This window comes from Pseudomonas khavaziana, assembly GCF_019145205.1.
Classification (GTDB): Bacteria; Pseudomonadota; Gammaproteobacteria; order Pseudomonadales; family Pseudomonadaceae; genus Aquipseudomonas; species Aquipseudomonas khavaziana.
In genome coordinates, this window is sequence record NZ_JAHSTT010000002.1 from 217,280 (window position 1) to 238,148 (window position 20,869).

19 protein-coding genes are annotated in these 20,869 nt (G+C 59.9%); 12 read left to right on the plus strand and 7 right to left on the minus strand.

Annotated features, from left to right (window positions below):
• Positions 1-35: 35 nt before the first annotated feature.
• Together KVH01_RS05495 and KVH01_RS05500 are read right to left on the minus strand one after the other, a co-directional pair.
• Positions 36-935 carry a D-hexose-6-phosphate mutarotase gene (locus KVH01_RS05495; RefSeq protein WP_217880718.1) on the minus strand — a complete coding sequence of 300 codons (900 nt, stop codon included), beginning with the start codon at positions 933-935 and terminating at the stop codon, positions 36-38.
• Between the two features lie 58 nt (positions 936-993).
• The gene (locus KVH01_RS05500) at positions 994-1,398 is read right to left on the minus strand and encodes an acyl-CoA thioesterase (protein WP_003176975.1); all 405 of its coding nucleotides are present in this window, start codon (positions 1,396-1,398) and stop codon (positions 994-996) included.
• Between the two features lie 458 nt (positions 1,399-1,856).
• On the opposite strand from KVH01_RS05500, the gene KVH01_RS05505 reads away from it, so the two are divergent.
• The 7 genes from KVH01_RS05505 to KVH01_RS05535 all read left to right on the plus strand — a co-directional run bounded on the left by KVH01_RS05505 (position 1,857) and on the right by KVH01_RS05535 (position 11,374).
• Complete coding sequence (locus tag KVH01_RS05505; protein WP_057011472.1) at positions 1,857-3,146, plus strand: MFS transporter; 1,290 nt, start codon at positions 1,857-1,859, stop codon at positions 3,144-3,146.
• Positions 3,147-3,304: 158 nt separating this feature from the next.
• Complete coding sequence (locus tag KVH01_RS05510) at positions 3,305-4,291, plus strand: phosphate ABC transporter substrate-binding protein PstS (protein ID WP_043048135.1); 987 nt, start codon at positions 3,305-3,307, stop codon at positions 4,289-4,291.
• 483 nt (positions 4,292-4,774) lie between these two features.
• The gene (locus tag KVH01_RS05515; RefSeq protein WP_200893566.1) at positions 4,775-6,808 is read left to right on the plus strand and encodes an ABC transporter permease subunit; all 2,034 of its coding nucleotides are present in this window, start codon (positions 4,775-4,777) and stop codon (positions 6,806-6,808) included.
• A gap of 15 nt (positions 6,809-6,823) precedes the next feature.
• On the plus strand, positions 6,824-8,494 hold the full coding sequence (pstA, locus tag KVH01_RS05520) for a phosphate ABC transporter permease PstA (RefSeq protein WP_043048129.1): 1,671 nt from the start codon (positions 6,824-6,826) through the stop codon (positions 8,492-8,494).
• A 127-nt stretch (positions 8,495-8,621) separates the two neighbouring features.
• The gene (pstB, locus tag KVH01_RS05525; protein ID WP_034116465.1) at positions 8,622-9,455 is read left to right on the plus strand and encodes a phosphate ABC transporter ATP-binding protein PstB; all 834 of its coding nucleotides are present in this window, start codon (positions 8,622-8,624) and stop codon (positions 9,453-9,455) included.
• A 73-nt stretch (positions 9,456-9,528) separates the two neighbouring features.
• Positions 9,529-10,290 carry a phosphate signaling complex protein PhoU gene (gene phoU / locus KVH01_RS05530; RefSeq protein WP_043048127.1) on the plus strand — a complete coding sequence of 254 codons (762 nt, stop codon included), beginning with the start codon at positions 9,529-9,531 and terminating at the stop codon, positions 10,288-10,290.
• A 181-nt stretch (positions 10,291-10,471) separates the two neighbouring features.
• A complete protein-coding gene (locus tag KVH01_RS05535; protein WP_217880719.1) occupies positions 10,472-11,374 on the plus strand; it encodes a response regulator in 903 nt (300 codons plus the stop codon).
• Between the two features lie 136 nt (positions 11,375-11,510).
• Here KVH01_RS05535 and KVH01_RS05540 read toward each other — a convergent pair whose 3' ends face one another.
• From KVH01_RS05540 to phoB, 3 genes are all read right to left on the minus strand, one after another.
• Positions 11,511-12,851, minus strand: coding sequence for a hemolysin family protein (locus KVH01_RS05540; protein WP_043048122.1), 1,341 nt, complete (start codon positions 12,849-12,851; stop codon positions 11,511-11,513).
• Positions 12,852-13,119: 268 nt separating this feature from the next.
• Complete coding sequence (gene phoR / locus KVH01_RS05545; RefSeq protein WP_264083549.1) at positions 13,120-14,406, minus strand: phosphate regulon sensor histidine kinase PhoR; 1,287 nt, start codon at positions 14,404-14,406, stop codon at positions 13,120-13,122.
• Between the two features lie 81 nt (positions 14,407-14,487).
• Positions 14,488-15,177 (minus strand): phosphate regulon transcriptional regulator PhoB, encoded by a 690-nt coding sequence (gene phoB, locus KVH01_RS05550; RefSeq protein WP_016703132.1) that lies wholly within the window; start codon positions 15,175-15,177, stop codon positions 14,488-14,490.
• 154 nt (positions 15,178-15,331) lie between these two features.
• Between phoB and KVH01_RS05555 the strand changes: the two genes are divergently transcribed.
• The gene (locus KVH01_RS05555; protein ID WP_217880721.1) at positions 15,332-15,709 is read left to right on the plus strand and encodes a COG4315 family predicted lipoprotein; all 378 of its coding nucleotides are present in this window, start codon (positions 15,332-15,334) and stop codon (positions 15,707-15,709) included.
• Between the two features lie 56 nt (positions 15,710-15,765).
• Here the strand turns inward: KVH01_RS05555 and ubiA are convergent, their stop codons facing one another.
• Together ubiA and KVH01_RS05565 are read right to left on the minus strand one after the other, a co-directional pair.
• Positions 15,766-16,656, minus strand: coding sequence for a 4-hydroxybenzoate octaprenyltransferase (gene ubiA, locus KVH01_RS05560; protein WP_124379977.1), 891 nt, complete (start codon positions 16,654-16,656; stop codon positions 15,766-15,768).
• Positions 16,656-17,219, minus strand: coding sequence for a chorismate--pyruvate lyase family protein (locus tag KVH01_RS05565; protein WP_217880722.1), 564 nt, complete (start codon positions 17,217-17,219; stop codon positions 16,656-16,658). Before KVH01_RS05565 ends, ubiA begins: the two co-directional genes overlap by 1 nt.
• 195 nt (positions 17,220-17,414) lie before the next feature.
• On the opposite strand from KVH01_RS05565, the gene KVH01_RS05570 reads away from it, so the two are divergent.
• The 4 genes from KVH01_RS05570 to KVH01_RS29720 all read left to right on the plus strand — a co-directional run bounded on the left by KVH01_RS05570 (position 17,415) and on the right by KVH01_RS29720 (position 20,649).
• The gene (locus tag KVH01_RS05570) at positions 17,415-17,582 is read left to right on the plus strand and encodes a rubredoxin (protein WP_003213373.1); all 168 of its coding nucleotides are present in this window, start codon (positions 17,415-17,417) and stop codon (positions 17,580-17,582) included.
• Between the two features lie 36 nt (positions 17,583-17,618).
• On the plus strand, positions 17,619-18,767 hold the full coding sequence (locus KVH01_RS05575; RefSeq protein WP_217880723.1) for an NAD(P)/FAD-dependent oxidoreductase: 1,149 nt from the start codon (positions 17,619-17,621) through the stop codon (positions 18,765-18,767).
• A gap of 189 nt (positions 18,768-18,956) precedes the next feature.
• The gene (locus KVH01_RS05580; RefSeq protein ID WP_003195589.1) at positions 18,957-19,232 is read left to right on the plus strand and encodes an HU family DNA-binding protein; all 276 of its coding nucleotides are present in this window, start codon (positions 18,957-18,959) and stop codon (positions 19,230-19,232) included.
• A gap of 277 nt (positions 19,233-19,509) precedes the next feature.
• Entirely contained in the window at positions 19,510-20,649 is a 1,140-nt protein-coding gene (locus KVH01_RS29720; protein ID WP_225924063.1) for a type III secretion effector protein, read from the plus strand.
• The last annotated feature ends 220 nt before the right edge of the window (positions 20,650-20,869 follow it).

A 20,869-nucleotide genomic window follows, 5' to 3' on the forward strand; every position in this document is an offset into this window, starting at 1 on the left:
ATCGGGAGCAAGCCCCCTCCCACATTTGATTGGGTTTACAAGGTGATACTGGTGATGCTTACACCCAGAGTGTGGCTTTCACCGGGCGCCAGGCTCACCACGTCATCCAGCACATTTGCCGTTTCGATGCACAACATGCCCTGCCAGCCGTCATCGGCCATGTCATCAAGCGCCTTGGCTCGTTCGGTCCACGGGTTCCAGACCACCGTTGAGTTTGAGCCCTGGCTGGTGAGTTGGACGCGGCGCTGCCAGTCTTGATCGACAATGCTCAACTGCGTCGGCGTATTCAGGTAGATGCGATCCGTCTCGGCGGTGAACTGCAGCAGGCCGGCTTGCTGCTTCTCGGTCCAGCCGTCGGCGGTATCGATATACGCCAAGCCATCCAGGCCTTCGACCTGCACGTTGCGCACATCGCTCACGGCGAAGTAGGTGTGCAGTGCCTGGCTTAGGGTCACGGTGTCGGTGCCTAGATTGTGGCTGGTCAGTTGAATATGCAGTCGATCGTCCAACAGCAGTCTTAACTTCAAGTTGACCTGATGAGGCCAGTCGGGAAAGCCGCCCGCAGGCACCGGCAGCTCCAGCTCGATGCGCAGGGCTTCACCTTCAATTGCAGTCTCGGCCAATTCCCAAAGCGCGGTGCGCACAAAACCGTGGGCACCGGCAGGTTGCTCGCCCTTGCGCATGGCCTTGACGCTTTGCGGGTTACGGTCGAACACACCAAACCACGGCCAGCACACCGGCACGCCGGTACGAATGCCTTTGCCCGGTTGGAACACCGCTTCTGGGTTCGGCCAGATCAGCGGCTGCTCGCCCTGACGCTGATAACTGAAAATATGCGCACCCTGCCGGGCCACCATCAGTTCGGCGCCGTTGTGGCGAATGCGCCAGCAGTCCAGCTCGTCGACTTTCACCGTTTCAACGTGGGGCGTAGGCATAACAAAGCTCTCTCAATGGCAGGCAATGGGGCAATTGACCGTCAAAACCCGGCGATGTTTAACGCGCCCGTGACGGTACCGACCGCGTGCGACCGCTGCCATCGATGGCGACGAACACAAATACCGCCTCGGTCACCTTGCGCCATTCGCTGGACAGCGGGTCATCGCTCCACACCTCGACCATCATCTGGATCGAGCTGCGGCCAATTTCCAGGGCCTGGGTATAGAAGGAAAGCTGCGCGCCCACCGCCACCGGTACCAGGAAGGCCATGCGGTCAATAGCCACAGTCGCCACTCGCCCACCGGCAACCTTGCTGGCCATTGCTGTGCCGGCCAGGTCCATCTGCGCGACCAGCCAGCCGCCGAAGATATCGCCAAAACCGTTGGTTTCACGCGGGAGTGCAGTGATTTGCAGGGCGAGATCGCCTTGCGGGATAGGATCTTCTTGTTCGAGTTCGATCATGCCGGGGGTGCCTCTGACCCGTGACGCTTCTTATAAGTGGTGCAAAGTGGATAGCCGACTATTGGAAAAACGTTTCAGCACAAACATACGCGTTCGACGCGTTTCTCGTAAGGCGTGCTAAAGGGAAACTCTGCCAAACCGGCTGGGCGGCCCCAACGGCGTTTGGCACAGCAGCCCTCAAGACCGCGGTTCTGCGCTTGCAAGGGCCGAGTATATCGAGACGCTGGCGCCGCGACGACCTCCCAAGGCTCATTTGGTCGGTAAATAGACGCTGTATCGGGGCTTTTTCCGGCAACTGTGCTCCTGGCCGAGTTGAGCGCTGGCCTGCGTCGATAAGATTGCCTGCCACTGAACTGTTAAAGGCTCGACGCTGTGCTTTTTGAAGCGATTTGCTATCTTGCCAAGCCTGCCGCAAGTCCCGGGCTTGCCGTCCTGACTACTATAAGAGAAACCTTGCCATGTCTTCCGTGCCCGCAAGCAGTGCGCAACCCTCGCGCCCGCTGACCCGCAACGACTACAAAACCCTGTCGCTGTCTGCCTTGGGCGGGGCGCTGGAGTTCTACGACTTCATCATCTTCGTGTTTTTCGCCACCGTGGTCGGAAAACTGTTCTTCCCCGTCGACATGCCCGAATGGCTGCGCATGATGCAGACCTTCGGCATCTTCGCCGCCGGCTACCTGGCGCGTCCCTTGGGCGGCATCATCATGGCGCACTTCGGTGACCTGCTGGGGCGCAAGAAGATGTTCACCCTGAGCATCTTCATGATGGCCGTGCCGACCCTGATCATGGGCCTGCTACCGACTTACGCGCAGATTGGCCTGTGGGCGCCGCTCCTGCTGCTGCTGATGCGCGTCATCCAGGGCGCGGCGATTGGTGGCGAGGTACCGGGCGCCTGGGTGTTCGTCTCCGAGCACGTGCCGCCGCGCCACATCGGCTACGCCTGCGGCACCCTGACCAGCGGCCTCACCGCCGGCATCTTGCTCGGCTCGCTGGTGGCCACCGCCATCAATACGGCCTATACCCCGGAGCAGGTCTCCGATTACGCCTGGCGGATCCCGTTCCTGCTCGGCGGCGTATTCGGCCTGCTGTCGGTGTACCTGCGCCGCTGGCTGCATGAAACACCTATTTTCGCCGAGATGCAGCAACGCAAGACCCTGGCTGCCGAGCTGCCGTTGCGTGCAGTGCTGCGCGATCATCGCGGTGCCATTGTGTTATCGATGCTGCTGACCTGGCTGTTGTCGGCCGGCGTCGTAGTGGTCATCCTCATGACCCCGACCGTGTTGCAAACCGTGTATCACTTCAGCCCTACGGTTGCGCTGCAAGCCAACAGCCTGGCCATCGTCACTCTGAGCCTGGGTTGCATCGCCTCGGGTGCCCTGGCCGACCGTTTTGGCGCCGGCCGCGTATTGGTCACCGGTTGCGCGCTGCTGCTGGCAACCTCCTGGACGCTCTACCACAGCCTGATGGCCCACCCTGACTGGCTGTTCCCGCTCTACGCCTTGACCGGCCTGTTTGTCGGCACCATCGGTGTGGTGCCCTACGTGATGGTCAAGGCGTTCCCGCCAGTGGTGCGTTTCAGTGGCCTGTCGTTCTCCTACAACGTCGCCTATGCCGTGTTCGGTGGCCTGACGCCATTGGCGGTATCGCTGCTGATGAAGGAGAGCCCCATGGGGCCGGCTTACTACGTTGCTGCTCTGTGTTTGATGGGGATGCTGGTGGGTGGGTATCTGTGGAGGCGTTCCCGCTAAGATTGATCGTTCCCACGCTCCGCGTGGGAACGATCCGGTTGTGTCATTGCTCCGATAGTGGCCTTTCATCTAATTGTCATATTTAAGACATAGAGTGTTCACACGGCCTCCCGATACTTGGCCCCGATCCAATTATCCCTATCTGCTAGGAGCAAGGCATGAAACTGAAACGTTTGATGGCGGCAATGACTTTTGTCGCTGCTGGCGTTGCGACCGCCAACGCGGTGGCCGCTGGTGTTGATCCGGCAATTCCGGCTTACGTCAAGACCACTGGTGTGTCGGGCAACCTGTCCAGCGTCGGTTCCGATACCCTGGCCAACCTGATGACCCTGTGGGCCGAGGGTTACAAGAAGGAATACCCGAACGTCAACATCCAGATTCAAGCTGCCGGCTCCGCCACCGCGCCACCTGCGCTGACCGAAGGCACCTCCAACCTGGGCCCGATGAGCCGCAAGATGAAGGACACGGAGCTGGCGGCCTTCGAGCAGAAGTACGGCTACAAGCCCACCGCTATCCCGGTTGCCGTGGACGCCCTGGCGGTATTCGTGCACAAGGACAACCCGATCCAGCACCTGACCATGGAACAAGTCGACGCGATCTTCTCTTCGACTCGCCTGTGCGGTGCCAAAGCCGACGTTAAAACCTGGGGCGACCTGGGTGTGACCGGCGACCTGGCCAACAAACCAGTGCAGCTGTTCGGTCGTAACTCGGTATCCGGCACCTACGGCTACTTCAAGGAAGAAGCCCTGTGCAAAGGCGACTACAAGCCTAACGTGAACGAACAACCTGGCTCGGCTTCGGTCGTGCAGTCGATCAGCTCTTCGCTGAACGGCATCGGTTACTCGGGCATCGGCTACAAGACCGCCAGCGTGAAGACCGTGCCTCTGGCCAAGAAAGGCACCACTGAGTTCATCGAAGACAGCGAAGAAAACGCCCTGAACGGCAAGTACCCGCTGTCGCGCTTCCTCTATGTTTACGTCAACAAAGCCCCGAACAAGCCTCTGGCCCCGCTGGAAGCCGAGTTCGTGAAACTGGTGCTGTCCAAGCAGGGCCAGGAAGTTGTGGTGAAAGACGGCTACATCCCACTGCCAGCCAAAGTGGCCGCCAAGGCACTGGCTGACCTGGGTCTGAAAGAAGGCAACTAAGTAGCTGGGCCGGGTAAGACCGGCCTTTCTGTAGGAGCGAGCTTGCTCGCGAAAGGCGATAGGGCACCGCGTTTATTCAGAAACGGCGCGTTATCGCTGACGATCTTCGCGAGCAAGCTCGCTCCTACAGAACCTCCTAATTTCAATCCGCTGCCAGCTTTGCTTCGCGGCGGATTTGTTGCGTCACTGCACTGTCATCTTTCTGTCATACAGGATCGCTAGGGTGTGCGCATGAATGATCTGGCCAATTCCACCATGACGACAACTTCTCCCCCCAAGCGCATTGATTTCAATACGCCTGAGCTGCAACGCAAGCGCCGCATCCGCGCGCTCAAGGATCGTTTTACCCGCTGGTATGTGCTGATCGGCGGCCTTGCCGTGCTGGCGGCCATTACCCTGATCTTCTTCTTCCTCGCCTACGTCGTCGCGCCGCTGTTCCAGGGCGCTTCGCTGACCAAGGAAGACGCGCTGACGCCCGCCTGGATGCAAGACGCTGGCAAGCCGTTGATGATCTCTCTAGAAGAGCAGAACCAAGTTGCCATGCGGGTTTCCGACAAGGGCCAGGCGTTGTTCTTTGAAGTGGACAGCGGCGCTGAACTCAAGCGTGTCGACCTGCCGCTTCCAGCCGGTACCAGCGTGGCCTCCATTGGTGAAGACCAGCCAGGCAGCCCGTTGGTGATCCTCGGCTTATCCAATGGCCAGACCCTGGTGTTTCGCCACACCTATAAAGTGTCGTACCCGGACGGCAAGAAAACCATCAGCCCGGCGATCGAATACCCCTACGGCGAGACGCCGATCGTGCTGGATGACGCCGGTCGCCCACTGGAACACGTCGCCCTCAACGCCACCGACACCTCGCTGGTGGTTGCAGGTTCAGCCGGTTCGCACCTGAACGTGCTGACCCTGAGCCGTGAAGAAAACATGATGACCGGTGAAGTCACCAGTGAGCAGAAGCGTGTCGAGCTGCCACAGATGACTGAACCGGTGAAGGCGATTTTCATCGACCCGCGCCAGCAGTGGCTGTATGTGATCAACGGTCGCGCCCTGGCCGACGTGTTCAGCCTGCGCGACAAGAGCCTCAATGGTCGCTACAAGTTATTGGAAAACGGCGATGCTGAAATCACCGCCAGCACCCAGCTGGTGGGCGGCATTTCTCTGATCATGGGCGATTCCAAAGGTGGCCTGGCCCAGTGGTTCATGGCCCGCGACCCGGATGGCGAGCAACGCCTCAAGCAGATCCGTACCTTCCAGATGGGCACTGCGCCCATCGTCGAAATCAGTGCCGAAGAGCGACGCAAAGGCTTCACCGCCCTCGACGCGTCTGGCCAGTTTGGCGTGTTCCACAGCACCGCCCATCGCACTCTGCTGGTCGATCCGGTGGTCGACGGCCAGGGTCTGTTCGGCATGTCGCCTAGGGCCAACCGTGTGATCGTCGAGGCCGGTGGCAAGCTGCAACCCTTGCTGCTCGACAACCCGCACCCGGAAGTCTCGTGGAGCGCGTTGTGGAGCAAGGTCTGGTACGAAAACTACGACGAGCCTAAATACGTCTGGCAGTCCACCGCCGCCAACACCGACTTCGAACCCAAGATGAGCCTGGCGCCGCTGACTTTCGGGACCTTGAAGGCTGCGTTCTACGCCATGCTGCTGGCGGCGCCACTGGCGGTTGCCGCCGCGATCTACACCGCGTACTTCATGGCCCCGAGCCTGCGCCGCAAGGTCAAGCCGGTGATCGAGCTGATGGAAGCGATGCCGACGGTGATCCTTGGCTTCTTCGCCGGCCTGTTCCTGGCGCCGTATGTGGAAGGGCATCTGCCGGGGATTTTCAGCCTGCTGATGCTGCTGCCGATTGGCATCCTGGTTGCTGGCTTCGTCTTTAGCCGCCTGCCTGAGTCGATCCGCCTGCGGGTGCCGGACGGCTGGGAAAGCGCGATCCTGATCCCGGTGATCCTGTTCGTGGGCTGGCTCTCGCTGTACATGAGCCCGTACCTGGAAACCTGGTTCTTCGGCGGCGACATGCGCATGTGGATCTCCCACGACCTGGGCATCACCTACGACCAGCGCAACGCCCTGGTGGTCGGCCTCGCCATGGGCTTTGCGGTGATCCCGAACATCTACTCCATCGCCGAAGACGCCGTGTTCAGCGTGCCACGCGGCCTGACCCTGGGCTCCCTGGCCCTGGGCGCCACGCCCTGGCAGACCATGACCCGCGTGGTCATCCTCACCGCCAGCCCGGGCATCTTCTCGGCACTGATGATCGGCATGGGCCGTGCTGTCGGCGAGACCATGATCGTGCTGATGGCCACCGGCAACACCCCGGTGATGGAGATGAACCTGTTCGAGGGCCTGCGCACGCTGGCGGCCAACGTCGCGGTGGAAATGCCCGAGTCGGAAGTCGGCGGCAGTCACTACCGCGTGTTGTTCCTCTCGGCACTGGTGCTGCTGTTGTTCACCTTCATCATGAACACCCTCGCGGAGCTGATTCGTCAGCGTCTGCGCAAGAAATACTCGTCGCTTTAAGAAAGGTAGAAGTCTGTGAAACAGAACTCCCTGAATGGATGGTTCAAGAGCGGCGCTCCCGGCGTCTGGATCAGCGGTGGCGCGGTGTCCATCGCGGTCATCATGACCATTGGTCTGCTGGCTGTGATTGCGGTGCGTGGCTTGGGTCACTTCTGGCCGGCCGACCTGATCCAGGCCAACTACAACGTGCCGGGCCAGGCCAACCACATCGTCATCGGCGAAGTGGTACAGAAAGAAGAAGTGCCGCGTGAGCGCCTGAAAAGCGCTGGCCTGCCGGTGCCGGACGAAGGCCCTGAGTTCATGACCCGCGAGCTGATCAAGGTCGGCAACCGCGACCTGAACGGCAACGACTTCACCTGGATTGTCGGCGAGTGGTTGAAGGATCAGACCAAGCCGACCAACCTCATGGCCATCGAGCGGCGTGAGTGGGGCAACTTCTACGGCACCCTGGTCAACGTCAAGCAGGATGGCAAGGTCATCGCCGAAGGCGAAGCCGCGTGGCCGGAGCTGCAAGCCCGGGTCGCGCGCGTCAATCAGCTGGCGGCCCAGCTCAAGACCCTGGAAAAATCCGATATCGGCGCGATCAACGCCGGGCTCGAGCGCATCCGCCTGCACGGTCGCAAACTGGAACTGGAAGGCAAGCTCGACGCCGCCGCCCAGGCCGATATGGATGCCGACCGCGCCGAACTGAATGCCCGCTACCAGGACATCGAGGCGCGCCTGGCTGACCTGCACGCCCAGTTCAACCGCGATGCCCTGACCGCCCGCGACGGTAACGGCAAGGAAGTGGAAATCGGCATCGGCAAAGTGGTGCACGCCTACCAGCCGAACGCCATGGGCACACTGACCAAGATCGGCTTCTACTTCAGCAAAGTCTGGGAATTCCTCAGCGACGACCCACGGGAAGCCAACACCGAAGGCGGGATTTTTCCGGCCATCTTCGGCACCGTGATGATGACCCTGATCATGGCGATGATCGTGACCCCGTTCGGCGTGCTGGCGGCCGTGTACCTGCGTGAATATGCCAAGCAGAACACCCTGACGCGGATCATCCGTATCGCCGTGAACAACCTGGCTGGCGTACCGGCTATCGTCTACGGCGTGTTCGGCCTGGGCTTCTTCGTCTATGTATTGGGTGGTTCGGTTGACCGCCTGTTCTTCGCCGAAGCCTTGCCGGCGCCGACCTTCGGCACCCCGGGCTTGCTGTGGGCCTCGCTGACCCTGGCGCTGCTGGCGGTGCCGGTGGTGATCGTGGCCACCGAAGAGGGCCTGGCGCGCATTCCTCGCACCGTGCGCGAGGGCTCCCTGGCATTGGGCGCGACCAAGGCGGAAACGCTGTGGAAGATCGTGCTGCCGATGGCCAGCCCGGCGATGATGACCGGCATGATCCTCGCCGTGGCCCGCGCCGCCGGTGAAGTGGCGCCGCTGATGCTGGTGGGGGTGGTGAAACTGGCGCCGTCGCTGCCATTGGACGGCAACTACCCGTACTTGCACCTGGATCAGAAGATCATGCACCTGGGCTTCCATATCTATGACGTCGGCTTCCAGAGCCCCAACGTCGAAGCCGCACGGCCGCTGGTGTACGCCACCGCGTTGCTGCTGGTGCTGGTGATCGCCACGCTCAACCTGTCGGCGGTGTGGATCCGTAACCACCTGCGCGAAAAATACAAGGCGCTGGACAGCTAACACATTCAATGTGGGAGGGGGCTTGCACCCGATTGCGGTGTGCCAGCCAGCACACATGTTCCTGATGCACTGCTATCGGGGGCAAGCCCCCTCCCACACAACAAATTGGTAGCACAGGGAGCATCCCATGCAACACGAAAACCATTCTCACGGCATCAACATGTCTGCCCTGGGTCGCGACAAGCAGAGCCTGAGCCTGGCCCAGGAAACCGTGGCCATCGAAGTACCGGGCCTGAGCCTCTACTACGGCGACAAGCAGGCGCTGTTCGACGTCAGCATGAACATCCCCAAGCAGCGCGTGACCGCCTTTATCGGCCCCTCCGGTTGCGGCAAGTCCACGCTGCTGCGCACCTTCAACCGCATGAATGACCTGGTCGACGGTTGTCGCGTAGAAGGCGCCATCAACCTCTACGGCACCAACATCTATCGCAAGGGCGAAGACGTGGCTGAGCTGCGGCGCCGCGTGGGCATGGTGTTCCAGAAGCCCAACCCGTTCCCCAAGACCATCTACGAAAACGTGGTCTACGGCCTGCGCATCCAGGGCATCAACAAGAAGCGCATCCTCGACGAAGCGGTTGAATGGGCCCTCAAGGGGGCAGCCCTGTGGGACGAGGTCAAGGACCGCCTGCACGAATCGGCTCTCGGCCTGTCCGGTGGCCAGCAGCAACGCCTGGTGATCGCCCGTACCATCGCCGTGGAGCCGGAAGTGCTGCTGCTCGACGAACCGTGTTCGGCCCTCGACCCGATCTCGACCCTGAAAGTCGAAGAGCTGATCTACGAGCTCAAGTCCAAGTTCACCATCGTTATCGTGACCCACAACATGCAACAGGCAGCGCGGGTGTCCGACTACACCGCGTTCATGTACATGGGCAAGCTGGTGGAGTTCGGCGATACCGATACCCTGTTCACCAATCCGGCGAAGAAACAGACCGAAGACTACATCACCGGTCGCTACGGCTAGGATGCCGTGGTTCTTCTCATTGCACTGACGCTGCGGTTCTCCGCACCTTACCGGACGCTCCAAGGACGCCAACATGATTAGCAAAGAAGGCCTTACCCATCACATCTCCGCGCAGTTCAACGCCGAGCTTGAGGAAGTGCGCAGCCACCTCCTGGCGATGGGCGGGCTGGTGGAGAAGCAAGTCAACGATGCGGTCACCGCGCTGATCGAGGCCGACTCGGGCCTGGCCCAGCAGGTGCGCGAGATCGATGACCAGATCAACCAGATGGAGCGCAATATCGACGAGGAGTGCCTGCGCATTCTCGCCCGTCGCCAGCCGGCGGCCTCCGACCTGCGTTTGATCATCAGCATCTCCAAGTCGGTGATCGATCTGGAGCGTATCGGCGACGAAGCCACCAAGATCGCCCGCCGCGCCATCCAGCTGTGCGAAGAAGGTGAAGCGCCCCGCGGCTACGTGGAAGTGCGCCACATCGGTGACCAGGTGCGCAACATGGTGCGCGATGCCCTTGACGCCTTCGCCCGTTTTGACGCCGAACTGGCGTTGTCGGTGGCCCAGTACGACAAGACCATCGACCGCGAATACAAGACCGCGTTGCGCGAACTGGCCACCTACATGATGGAAGATCCGCGCTCGATCTCGCGGGTGTTGAACATCATCTGGGTGCTGCGTTCCCTGGAGCGTATCGGCGACCACGCACGCAATATCTCGGAATTGGTGATTTATCTGGTGCGCGGCACCGACGTACGGCACATGGGCCTCAAGCGCATGAAAGCCGAAGTTGAAGGCACTGCTGATCTAATCCCTAATGTTCCGGGTGAAACTGACGATAAGTAAGTTGCCCGAGAAATTAACGCCCGGCCTTTGGCCGGGCGTTTTCGTTTGTGGCACCGAATTTTTTGCGCGGGCTGAATTTGAACGCGATAGTGAAAAAAGCCCCGCTGTGACTGGCGAGTTTTGGCAAAATGCCATCAGTCAGGCGTTTTGCGTGCCGAAGTTTTTATAGGATAAAGGGTCGATGAGCAAAGTCAGTGTGTTGGTGGTGGATGACGCCTCGTTCATTCGCGACCTGGTGAAGAAGTGCCTGCGCAATTACTTCCCCGGGATCAAGATCGAAGATGCGGTGAACGGCAAAAAGGCGCAATCCATCCTGATGCGCGAGACCTTCGACCTGGTGCTGTGTGACTGGGAAATGCCGGAGATGTCCGGCCTTGAGCTCTTGACCTGGTGCCGCGGGCAAGCCCATCTGAAGGCCATGCCGTTCGTGATGGTGACCAGTCGTGGCGACAAGGAAAACGTGGTGCAGGCGATCCAGGCCGGCGTTTCCGGTTATGTGAGCAAGCCGTTCACCAACGAGCAGTTGCTGAACAAGGTCAAGCAGGCCCTGCACAAGATCGGCCGCCTCGATGCACTGATCGCCAGCGCGCCGACCAAGATGAACTCGGCTTTCGGCAACGATTCCCTGAGCGCCCTGACCGGCGGCAAGCCCGAAGCGGTCAAGTCGGCTCCCGTCGCGGTGGCCCCCAGCAAAGGCCTGCTCAACAACCCACCCGTACAAGCGCCAGCGGCAGCGTCGCCGGCTGGCGGTCGCGGCCAGGGCCAGTTGCGCCTTTCAAGTGGCACCCAACAATGCGTGATCAAGGCCCTGAGCATCAAGGAAGCGTTGCTGGTGGTGCGGCGTGGTGAAGTGCTGCCCCAGGTCCTGGAAAGCGCCGTGCTCGACCTTGAGCAGGGTGACAACGCCGAAGTCGCACGCCTCAATGGCTACCTGCACGCCATCGTCGCCTTCGAACCCAGGCCGGATAGTGATTGGCTGCAGCTGACCTTCCGCTTTATCGACCAGGACGCGCAGAAGCTGGACTACATCTCGCGCCTGATCGCGCGTGGTACGGCGCAGAAGCATTTTGTGCCGGGTGCGTAATTCTCACAGCGGCACCTGACACAAAATGTGGGAGGGGGCTTGCTCCCGATAGCGATGGGTCAGACACCAGATGCAGTGACTGATACTCCGCCATCGGGGGCAAGCCCCCTCCCACATTGAGTTCGCGCACCTGCTGTCAGTCCAGCAGCAGCACTTTGGCCAACACGATCTTCGGCCCTTTCATCTTCTTGATGATGATCCGCAGGCCTTCAACTTCCAGCACTTCTTCCTCTTCCGGCACGCGCTTGAGCGTGTCGTAGATCAGCCCGGCCAGGGTTTCGGCTTCGATGTGATCCAGATCGACGCCCAGCAGGCGTTCCACCTTGAACAACGGCGTGTCGCCACGCACCAGTAGTTTGCCCGGCTGGTAGGCGAGGATGCCGCGTTCGGCCTTGCGGTGTTCGTCCTGAATATCCCCCACCAGCACTTCCAGCACGTCTTCCATGGTCAGGTAGCCGATGATCTTGCCGTCGGCTTCCTCCACCAGGGCGAAGTGCGCGCCGCCTTTGCGGAACTGCTCCAGCAGTTGCGACAACGGCATATGCCGCGAGACGCGCTCCAGCGGGCGGGTCAGTTCGGCCAGGTTGAACGATTCGGGGATGTGGTCCAGGGCGGCCAGTTCCAGCAGCAAATCCTTGATATGCAACAGGCCGACGAACTCATTGCGGACCGCGTCATATACCGGGTAACGGCTGAATTTGTGGCGACGGAACAGCGCGAGGATTTCCTTGAGCGGGGCGTTGAAGTCCAGGGTTACCAAGTCTTCCCGGGAGTTGGCCCAGTCGACCACTTCCAGCTCGCCCATTTCCACTGCCGAGGCCAGTACGCGCATGCCTTGGTCGCTCGGGTCCTGGCCACGGCTGGAGTGCAGGATCAGCTTGAGTTCTTCGCGGCTGTAATGGTGTTCATGGTGCGGGCCAGGCTCGCCTTGGCCGGCGATGCGCAGGATGGCGTTGGCGCTGGCGTTGAGCAGGTAGATGGCCGGGTACATCGCCCAGTAGAACAGGTACAGCGGCACCGCCGTCCATAGCGACAGCAGCTCGGGCTTGCGAATCGCCCAGGACTTGGGCGCCAGCTCACCGACCACGATGTGCAGGTAGGAAATCACGAAGAAGGCGGCAAAGAACGACACGCCCTTGATCACTTCCGGCGACTGCACGCCGATGGCGCCGAGCATAGGCTCCAGGATGTGCGCAAAAGCTGGCTCACCGACCCAGCCCAGGCCCAGGGAAGCCAGGGTGATACCCAGCTGGCAGGCCGACAGGTAGGCGTCGAGCTGGCTGTGTACGGTGCGCAGGATCTGCCCGCGCCAGCCGTTCTTGTGGGCGATGGCCTCGACCCGGGTGGCGCGCAGCTTGACCATGGCGAATTCCGCCGCAACGAAGAAACCGTTGAGCAGTACCAGGACCAGTGCAAAAAGAATCATGCCGAAATCGGCGAAGAGTGTCGCGAGGGTGATACCAGGGGAAGGGTCCATGATGGGGTTTTGCAGGTTCCGTGTGTTCAATAAGGGATGGCAGGCGGGCCTGAAAAGCAGGCGCAAGTCGGCCAATGTAGCGGCTGACGGCGCGCTTGCCTAGTGCCTGCTGCCGGGCGGGCTTGGAACCTGTTCTCCAAAAGCATACAAATCCGATGTGGGAGGGGGGCTTGCTCCCGATAGCAGTGTGTCAATTAGCACATCTGTGTCTGGTTGACCGCTATCGGGGCAAGCCCCCTCCCACAGTTGGTTTTGTGCAATATTTAAGTTATTCATCATTTCCGGCGAGCCGCGAACGCGTGACCTGCGTCGTCGGAAAGTGGCAGGTAAACGTACTGCCATGTCCAAGCACGCTGCTGATTTCCAGGCGTGCCCGATGGCGCAACAATACATGCTTGACGATGGCCAGGCCGAGCCCGGTGCCACCAGTGTTGGAGTTGCGGCTGGAATCCACGCGGTAGAAACGTTCGGTCAGGCGCGGCAGGTGCTTGGCGTCGATGCCGATGCCGGAATCCTGCACACTCAGGTGCGCACCCTGTTCGTCGGCCCACCAGCGGATACGGATATTGCCCTGGTCCTGGGTGTACTTCACCGCGTTGAACACCAGGTTGGAAAACGCGCTGCGCAACTCGCCTTCGCTGCCCTTGAGCAACACCTGTGGGTCGGCTTCCAGGCTGATCTGCTGGCCGCGTTCACCGGAAAGGGCCTGGGCGTCGTTCTTGATGGTCTGCAGCAAGCTGTGTACGGCCACTGGCTGGTTATCCGAGGGGTAATCAGTGGCCTCGAGCTTGGCCAGCAACAGCAGGTCGTTGAGCAGGGTCTGCATGCGCGACCCCTGCTGCTGCATCTGCTGCAGGGCGCGGCTCCAGCGCGGGTTGATCTCGTCGACGTTGTCCAGCAGCGTCTCCAGATAACCGCAGATCACCGTCAAGGGCGTGCGTAACTCGTGGGAGACGTTAGCGACGAAGTCCTTGCGCATCTGTTCCAGCTGGTGGATGCGGGTGACGTCGCGCACCAGCATCAAGTGTTCGTTGTTGCCGTAGCGCGTCAGGTACAGCTGGATGCGTACGCGGTCATTGGTAGGCGAGGGGATTTCCAGGGCTTCTTCGTAGTTGTCCTGCTCGAAGTATTCCTTGAAGCGCGGGTGGCGCACCAGGTTGGTCACCGGCTGGCCGCTGTCCTGGGGCGTTTTGAGGCCCAGCAGGGTCTCGGCGGCGCGGTTCCACCATTCCAGGTTGCCGTCGCTGTCGAGCATGATCACCGCGTCCTTGAGCGCGGCGGTAGATTCCTGCACCCGGTCGATCACCGCTTGCAAGCGCCCGCGGACCCGTTGGTCCCGGCGTTGCAGGTGGTAGATGCTGTCAAACACTTCGCCCCACAGGCCGTAGCCATCGGGCGGTGCTTCGTCGGGTTTGTGCTGGCGCAGCCATTCATGCAGGCGCAGCAATTGCTTGAGGGTCCAGCCCAGGTACAGGGCGATGCCGGCAGCCAGGCTCCAGCCGTAATAGCCGCTGACCAGGCCCACCAGCAGGCAAGCCGTGAGCAGCAGTAGCATGTGGCGGATCAGGGTGCCATGCCAGTTCTGGTTCACTTAAACATGCGTCCTTGTCAGCTGTTAAGAGAGGGGGGGGCTGGCTCAGCTTTTGGTGGAAAACCGATAGCCGGTACCGCGCACGGTTTGTACCAGATTCTCGTAGGCATCGCCCAAGGCTTTGCGCAGGCGACGGATATGCACGTCAACGGTGCGCTCCTCCACATAAACGTTGCCGCCCCACACTTGGTCCAGCAATTGGCCACGGGTGTAAGCGCGCTCTTGGTGGGTCATGAAAAATTGCAGCAGGCGGTATTCGGTCGGGCCCATCTCGGCGGGCTTGCCGTCGATGGTCACGCGGTGGCTGATCGGGTCGAGCAGCAGGCCGCCGACTTCGATTGGCGCCTCGCCATCGGTCGGGCCGGCTCGGCGCAACACGGCTTTCAGGCGTGCGACCAGTTCCCGTGGGGAAAACGGCTTGGTGATGTAGTCATCGGCGCCGACTTCCAGGCCCTGGATCTTGTTGTCCTCTTCGCCCTTGGCGGTGAGCATGATGATCGGGATATCTCCGGTCAGCTCGTCACGCTTGAGGCGTCGGGCCAGCTCGATACCCGAGGTGCCGGGCAGCATCCAGTCGAGCAGGATGAGGTCCGGCTTGCGGTCGACGATGATGGCGTGGGCCTGCTGGGAGTTCTCCGCCTCCAGGCAGTCATAGCCGGCCATTTCCAACGCGACGGCGATCATCTCGCGAATGGGCGCTTCGTCGTCAACAATCAGAATGCTCCTGCCAACCATGCCTAAAATCCTCTTGTCATTTAACTGTCTTGCGCCGCATTAGATAACGGAATTATTGCAGTCGTGTGACAGTAATTTAGTCGCTTGGGCAATTCATGGCACTCTGGTCTACCCTTTGGGTCCGAATCCTGACAACCACAAAAGGAAGGTTCCGATGACTTACAGCACTGTTTCCTGGAAAGCCCTGCTGGTTACGGCGGTGTTGACCCTGCCGGGCTTGGCGTTTGCGGCAGAGCCGGCGATGACCCAAGGTGGTCTGCTGGTGGATCACAAGGGCATGACGCTCTACACCTTCGATAAGGATGCTGATGGCAAGTCAGTGTGCAAGGACCAGTGCGCGACCAACTGGCCACCGTTAAAAGCTGAATCCACAGATACGAAGACCGGCGATTGGACGGTGATTACCCGTGACGATCAGACCAGCCAGTGGGCCTACAAAGGCAAGCCGGTCTACACCTACAAGGACGACAAGAAGGCCGGGGACAAGACCGGGGATGGCAAGGGTGGCGCCTGGCACATCATCAAGCCTTAAGTCTGCTGCGCTGCTGGATCCATCGGGGGCTGGCCCCCGATGGCGTCAGTCCTGCACTACCGAACTGCGTAATCCACCACAATCCCGACAAAAATCGCCAACCCCGCCCAATGGTTGTGCAAAAACGCCTTGAAGCACTTCATACGGTCCCGATCACGGGTGTACCAGAACTCCCAGGCAAAACAGCCCGCCGCCGCCAACAACCCTAGTTGGAACCACCCGCCCAGCTCGAACCGTGCACCGGCCAGTAACAGACACACCAGTGACAGCCCTTGCAGCGTGAGGATGATCACCCGGTCAGCATCGCCAAACAGAATGGCGGTGGATTTCACCCCAATCTTCAAGTCGTCATCGCGGTCGGTCATCGCGTAATAAGTGTCGTAGCCCACCGTCCACAATAGATTGGCGATATACAGCAACCATGCCGTAGCGGGCAGGTGGCCGGTTTCTGCGGTAAATGCCATCGGCATGCCCCAGGAAAACGCCGCACCCAATACCACCTGCGGGTAATAGGTGTAGCGCTTCATGAACGGGTAGCTGGCTGCCAACGCCAGGCCGCCCAGGGACAGCAGGATAGTAGTGGCGTTGGTCAGCAGCACCAGCAGGAAACTGATGCCCATCAGCACGGCAAAAAACACCAATGCTTCTTTCGAACTGATCTTGCCGCTCACCAGTGGGCGTTGCTCGGTGCGCTTCACATGGCCGTCAACCTTGCGGTCGGCCCAATCATTGATCACACAGCCGCCGGCGCGGGTCAGCACTACACCGAGTACAAAGATCACAATATTGAGCAGAGACGGCGAACCCTTGCCGGCGATCCACAGCGCCCATAGCGTCGGCCATAGCAGCAGATAGATGCCGATCGGCTTGTCCATGCGCGTCAACTGAATGAAATCCCAGGCCCTGGGATTCAGGCGGTTCAGGGACTTGAGCAGACGTTGATACATCAGCAGTTCTCCGGATGGTCATGCAGCGCGTGCCAGAAACCCGGCAGGAAGACTTCCGCCACCAGCACGCTCAGCGATCCGCGGTCAAAGCGTGAGCGGCGCGCCCACAAGCCGTCGGTCTGGTCCTCTGTTGGCAGCCATGGGCGTGGATAGCGACACACCTCGATGGCCTGGCGGGTAAAAGCGTGGTCGCAGAACAGCAACTCGCCCAGCGAACGGCTACCCAGCTCGTCCATATGCAGGCCGTCGCCCTGCAAGGCACTGCGTGCCGCCACGCTGCGGGCAAATACCCACGGCTGGTCATGCCCACGCAAATACACCTCACGCACCCAGCCGACACTGGCCTGGGCCAGGCCCAGGGCGGCGCATTCATCATCGCGCAATGGCTGCCAGCCTTCGAACAGCGGCGTCACGCTGAAACCGTCGTTGGACAGCCACGTCAGCCGTCGCGTCAGCGAGCCTTCGTCAAACAGCCAATTGAGGATCAGGGGCATGGGCAAGGGGCTCAGAAGGCTCTGGGTCAGCCATTGGCCAGCATCGGGAAGGGCGATTGAGTGCGGCACGGTGAGTCAGTATTAGCAGCAAAAGAGGCGGCGAGCTTACCATGGCACCCTGAACATTTGCCGCGCCAAACCGGCCGTTTGAGCCGATCGTGCTTGCATCTGCCGGCCCCGATCAGTACAAAACGCCCTGAGCCGTGCGGCAACGCTGGATCCACCGACCGCCGGCCAAGATGCCTGACCCTGAGGAAGCAAGTAATGAAGAAGTGGCAATGTGTAGTCTGCGGCCTGATCTATGACGAAAAAGACGGCTGGCCGGATGACGGAATCGCTCCGGGTACCCTGTGGCAGGACGTCCCGGAAGACTGGCTGTGCCCTGACTGCGGCGTGGGCAAAATGGATTTCGAAATGATCGAAATCGGCTAATTCTTAGTTTAAGACACGTACTACAAGGAGAAAGGAATGAACGCACCTGTCGTGATCATCGGCACAGGATTGGCCGGTTACAACGTGGCCCGGGAGTTTCGCAAGCTCGACAGCGAGACCCCATTGCTGCTGATCACCGCGGATGACGGGCGCTCCTACTCCAAGCCCATGCTCTCCACCGGCTTTGGCAAGAACAAGGAAGCCGATGGCCTGAGCATGGCTGAGCCCGGCGCCATGGCCGAGCAGCTCAAGGCCGAAGTGCGCACCCACACACGTGTCAGCGGCATCGACCCGGGCCACAAGCGCCTGTGGATCGGCGAGGAAGCGGTGGCCTACCGCGACCTGGTCCTGGCCTGGGGCGCAGAAACTGTGCGTGTACCGGTCGAAGGCGATGCGGCTGAACTGATTTTCCCGATCAACGACCTGGAAGACTACGCACGATTCCGCGCCGCCGCTGCCGGCAAACGTCGCGTACTGCTGCTTGGCGCTGGCCTGATCGGCTGCGAATTCGCCAATGACCTGATCCTCGGCGGCTATGAAATCGACCTGGTTGCTCCGTGCGAGCAGGTCATGCCGACCTTGCTGCACCCGGCGGCGGCTGCGGCGGTGCAGGCCGGGCTGGAGGGCATCGGGGCGCGTTTCCACCTGGGCCCGGTGCTCAATCGCCTGCAACGCACGGCTGATGGCCTTGAGGCACACCTGTCGGACGGTGAAGTGATCCACTGCGACCTGGTGGTGTCCGCCATCGGCCTGCGCCCTCGCGTAGACCTGGCCGCCGCGGCCGGCCTGCAAATCAATCGCGGGATCATGGTGGACCGCCACCTCAAGACCTCTCATGCCAATATCTATGCCCTGGGCGACTGCGCCGAGGTCGATGGCCTGAACCTGCTTTACGTGATGCCGCTCATGAGCTGCGCTCGCGCCCTGGCGCAAACCTTGGCCGGTAACGCCACGGCTGTAAGCTACGGGCCAATGCCGATCACGGTGAAAACCCCGATCTGCCCGCTGGTGGTATCACCTGCGCCACGGGGCTCCGAAGGCGCATGGAGCGTCGAAGGGCAGGGCGCCGACATCAAGGCCCTGTGCCGCGACGCCAGCGGTCGCCTGCTGGGTTACGCGCTGACCGGCAGCGCAGTCATGGAAAAACTGGCCCTGAACAAAGAACTTCCTCCACTGCTGGCGTAAATACCGGTCGTTCTGTCGGAATCAGCACGTTCAAGCCCCGAGAAAGGTCGCCGCGAGACTGGCGCGGCGCCCGATGGCATGCCATCCTCACTCCCGTCTGCCGCAGAGTAGAGCCTGCGGCGCCTTGGGCGCTGCTCCAACAGAGAGCAGCACGGACATAACAACAAAAAACCGTCAAAGAGGCTTCATATGCGTAAACCAGATCTCGCAGCCGCCATCGCTGAAAAAGCAGACCTCACCAAAGAGCAGGCCAACCGCGTACTCAACGCCGTTCTCGAAGAAATTACCGGCGCCCTGCACCGCAAGGACAGCGTTACCCTGGTTGGCTTCGGCACCTTCCTGCAACGCCACCGTGGCGCCCGCACCGGCAAGAACCCGCAAACCGGTGAGCCGGTGAAGATCAAGGCCAGCAACACCGTTGCGTTCAAGCCGGGCAAGTCGCTCAAGGATAGCGTCAACCCGTAACTAGTGAGGCCGTCTCGAAGGGAGGCGGGCGGAAAAAAAAATGGGTACGCCGACTGGGTTGGCGTGCCCATTTTTGTTTTGGCAGGGAAATTCGCGGGCGCAAAAGTAGAAGCTTATTGCATTGTTGCGAGAATCGCGGTCGAGGTTGTATCAGGCCGAACGACATCGGTTTTTTTAAAATTATTCGATTGATTTGGAACCAAATTCTGACGATTGACACATATAGCGCGAGATAGCAAGGAATGCGCTCTCTAAACGTATTTCTAGAGGTGTATATATGAAAGTTGATCAGGCTTCAGTTCCGTCTTCTTACCTGCTACCCGAACAGAAAAAGACGCAAGAAAGCGGTTCCCCGGCTTCGGGGCACGCTGAGTTAGCCCCAGACCGCTCCAACGTTGAATCTGAATCAAGTTTGGCTAACGAGAAGGCCTTTAAATACCCTGCTGCAACGCCTGAAGAGATAAATGCTAAAAACAGACGTGCGGATAACGCTGTTGCTAATAGCCTCACTTCTGAGGAGGCCGCTGCGCTGAGCCTTGGAAGCGATGGAAGAGCCGGGAAAGTTAAAAAGTCGGTCAAAGCTAAGGGGAGTAAAAATACAAAGGATACACCTACGGAGGTTGAAACTACACCAGTTAAAACTACACAAGTTAAAACTACACCGGTTAAAACTAAGCCGGTTACAACTACAAAGTCTAAGCCTAAGCCTACAAGCGATAAGCCGCAAACAAGTGAGCCCGTCGGATCTGGAAATAACGCAAGCAGACCAGTAAAGCCTAATACAGCGAGTAACCCAAATAGTAACAACGATACACTCACTAAGTTGCAAGATAATATCAATCTGCCGCCACCCCCGCCTTCACCTTCTTCACCGGCAGGCACTTTCATGAATACCTTGATAACTTCAACTGTAAACAACGGCGTCAGCTCTTTCTTTAATGTAGGAGAGCAGATCACGTCTGACTACTTCCGTAAAAAAGAGGCGGCACAGGCTGAAATGCCTGGAGCAACAGTGCAGAACGAGGACGGTACGATTGGCACTGTAGATCCTTCCGCGACGCAGGAACAAATAATGGATGCTCGGCTAAAAGGTGCTAAAAACTCACTTGAGTTTGCCACCGTCATGATGTCTTTTCTCAGCGAAGGTAAAGACGGCAGTGCTTTCGAGGATATCGACGACGCGCCAGATGCTACTCCAGAGGAACGTATGGACAACCTTGAGGAAAGGATGGACATAATGGAAGAGCATTTGCCGGACTTAACCAAACGTCATAAATTCGAGTACGATCCTTATGTGCCTGCTGACTCATCCGAGCCATCGACTGAAGAGGCTCGTATGGACAATATTGAAAGACGCTACACCTACATTTTGAAAAAACTCAAGGCAGCGCGGGCCGTGATGCAGTCAAACGCATAATAAGCATAAGTGTTAACTTGAAGTGAGATGGGCGCGAGGTTGAGAACAGCGGACAGATTTATCGGGATGGTTATTTTAGATAAATCTGTCCGCGTTCAGATACCTCGGCCAAGAGGGTCTGAATAAATTTTCCCCTCTCGCTTGCTTCACCCAGAAGGTGGCGAAAGCCCAGGTTGACATGAGCTTCAAAAGTATTAAAGGGAACCGTGTTAAGCGCGGG

Coding starts and splice junctions, on each gene's coding strand:
- KVH01_RS05495 (WP_217880718.1), bottom strand. CDS start 935: ATGCCTACGCCCCACGTTGAAACGGTGAAAGTCGACGAGCTGGACTGC.
- KVH01_RS05500 (WP_003176975.1), bottom strand. CDS start 1,398: ATGATCGAACTCGAACAAGAAGATCCTATCCCGCAAGGCGATCTCGCC.
- KVH01_RS05505 (WP_057011472.1), top strand. CDS start 1,857: ATGTCTTCCGTGCCCGCAAGCAGTGCGCAACCCTCGCGCCCGCTGACC.
- KVH01_RS05510 (WP_043048135.1), top strand. CDS start 3,305: ATGAAACTGAAACGTTTGATGGCGGCAATGACTTTTGTCGCTGCTGGC.
- KVH01_RS05515 (WP_200893566.1), top strand. CDS start 4,775: ATGCAAGACGCTGGCAAGCCGTTGATGATCTCTCTAGAAGAGCAGAAC.
- pstB (WP_034116465.1), top strand. CDS start 8,622: ATGCAACACGAAAACCATTCTCACGGCATCAACATGTCTGCCCTGGGT.
- phoU (WP_043048127.1), top strand. CDS start 9,529: ATGATTAGCAAAGAAGGCCTTACCCATCACATCTCCGCGCAGTTCAAC.
- KVH01_RS05535 (WP_217880719.1), top strand. CDS start 10,472: ATGAGCAAAGTCAGTGTGTTGGTGGTGGATGACGCCTCGTTCATTCGC.
- KVH01_RS05540 (WP_043048122.1), bottom strand. CDS start 12,851: ATGGACCCTTCCCCTGGTATCACCCTCGCGACACTCTTCGCCGATTTC.
- phoR (WP_264083549.1), bottom strand. CDS start 14,406: ATGCTACTGCTGCTCACGGCTTGCCTGCTGGTGGGCCTGGTCAGCGGC.
- phoB (WP_016703132.1), bottom strand. CDS start 15,177: ATGGTTGGCAGGAGCATTCTGATTGTTGACGACGAAGCGCCCATTCGC.
- KVH01_RS05555 (WP_217880721.1), top strand. CDS start 15,332: ATGACTTACAGCACTGTTTCCTGGAAAGCCCTGCTGGTTACGGCGGTG.
- ubiA (WP_124379977.1), bottom strand. CDS start 16,656: ATGTATCAACGTCTGCTCAAGTCCCTGAACCGCCTGAATCCCAGGGCC.
- KVH01_RS05570 (WP_003213373.1), top strand. CDS start 17,415: ATGAAGAAGTGGCAATGTGTAGTCTGCGGCCTGATCTATGACGAAAAA.
- KVH01_RS05575 (WP_217880723.1), top strand. CDS start 17,619: ATGAACGCACCTGTCGTGATCATCGGCACAGGATTGGCCGGTTACAAC.
- KVH01_RS05580 (WP_003195589.1), top strand. CDS start 18,957: ATGCGTAAACCAGATCTCGCAGCCGCCATCGCTGAAAAAGCAGACCTC.
- KVH01_RS29720 (WP_225924063.1), top strand. CDS start 19,510: ATGAAAGTTGATCAGGCTTCAGTTCCGTCTTCTTACCTGCTACCCGAA.